The 1,623-nt window shown below is 57.7% G+C and carries 1 protein-coding gene; it reads left to right on the forward strand.

The features are described 5' to 3' along the window. Positions 1–1,430, forward strand: a 1,430-nt coding sequence (locus LG30_RS21215) for a beta strand repeat-containing protein (protein ID WP_193354290.1), incomplete at its 5' end; no start/stop codon positions are given. Positions 1,431–1,623 lie beyond the last annotated feature (193 nt).

Below are 1,623 nucleotides of genomic sequence, written 5' to 3' on the forward strand. Positions count from 1 at the left end.
GCAGCAACCCGGCGGTCGCCACCGTCAATGCATCTGGCTTGGTGACCGGCGTCGCCCCTGGCACTGCCACCATCACGGGGACCCTGGATGGGCAGACCGCAACCCTGGCTGTGACTATCACCAGTGCCGTGCTCAATGCGGGCGGGCTCACCATCACAGTACCGCCGTTGACCCTGGTCACCGGTCTTACTGGTCAACTCGCTGCCACAGGTAGTTACAGCGATGGCAGCAGTGTAAATGTCACCAATACCGTCAGTTGGACCACTAATAACCCCATTGTCGCCACTGTCGGCCTCAACACAGGGTTGGTTACCGGCATACTGCCAGGCACTGCCACTATCACAGGGACTCTGGACGGGCAAACGGCAACTCTGCTGGTGACGGTTACCAGCGCTACCCTCAATCCAGGCGGCCTGGTCATCACCACCCCCCCTCTGGTCCTGGCCGCCGGTCTGACCGGCCAGCTTGCCGCCACTGGTAGTTACAACAATGGCAGCAACGTCGATGTAACGGCCTCCGTCAACTGGGTCAGCAGTACCCCGGCGGCAGCAACCGTCAGTGCATCGGGCCTGGTCACCGCCGTCGCCCCTGGCACAACCACCATCACTGGCACTCTTGATGGGCAAACCGCGACGCTGTTGGTGACAGTCACTAGCGCCGTGCTCAACCCGGGTGGACTCACCATCACGGTACCACCGCTGAACCTGGCCGCAGGCCTGACCGGTCAACTCGCCGCCAACGGTATTTACAGCAATGGCGCGAGTGTGGATGTCACGACCAATGTCAATTGGACCAGTAATAACCCCCTTGTTGCCGCCGTCGGCCTCAACTCAGGGTTGGTTACCGCGGTACTGCCAGGCACGGCGACCATCACAGCAACGCTGGATGGCCAAAGCACAACTGTGCAGGTAACCGTGTCCAACGCGGTGGTGGTCAGCGTAAACATTGATCCCATCAACCCCTTGGCTGCGGGAACCACTGCACAGCTCAAGGCCACAGCCACCCTCAGCAACCTGACGACGCTGGATGTCACTGCACAAGCCAACTGGCAGAGCAGCGATCCTAGCGTGTTTACGGTCACCTCGACCGGGCTTGCCACCGGGGTAGTACCGGGAAGTGCCAACGTCAGTGTCAACGTGCAAGGCATCACTGCTGGCCATTCTGTGGTCGTCAGCAACGCGGTGCTGACCAGCATCGTCATCAGCCAGAGCGGACTGAACTTATCTCCGCTGCTAAGTACCATTACCTTCACCGCAATAGGCCACTACTCTGATGGCAGTACGCAAAACATCACCAACAGCGTGATCTGGAAAATAAATGGTGGCTTGCTCACTCTGGGACTGGGTAATACCTATGTATTCCTACTTAACGGTAACAGCCACTTCACGGCTGAACTAAATGGAGTAACCAGTAACACCTTGAGCTTGTAAATCTGGCATAGCCAGCCAACCTACATAAGCAAAAGGGCCGCCAATTCTGGCGGCCCTTTCATTTTATCTCTGTCCCGTCCTGAATATGGTTTACACCTTTCCCCCCCAATAAATGGAGACCCCGATGGGACAAGGTGTGAAACGTACACAGCGCGATTACTCGCTGACTTTTAAATTAGCCGTGGTCGAGCAG

Source organism: Aeromonas aquatica, from assembly GCF_000764655.1.
Classification (GTDB): domain Bacteria; phylum Pseudomonadota; class Gammaproteobacteria; order Enterobacterales; family Aeromonadaceae; genus Aeromonas; species Aeromonas aquatica.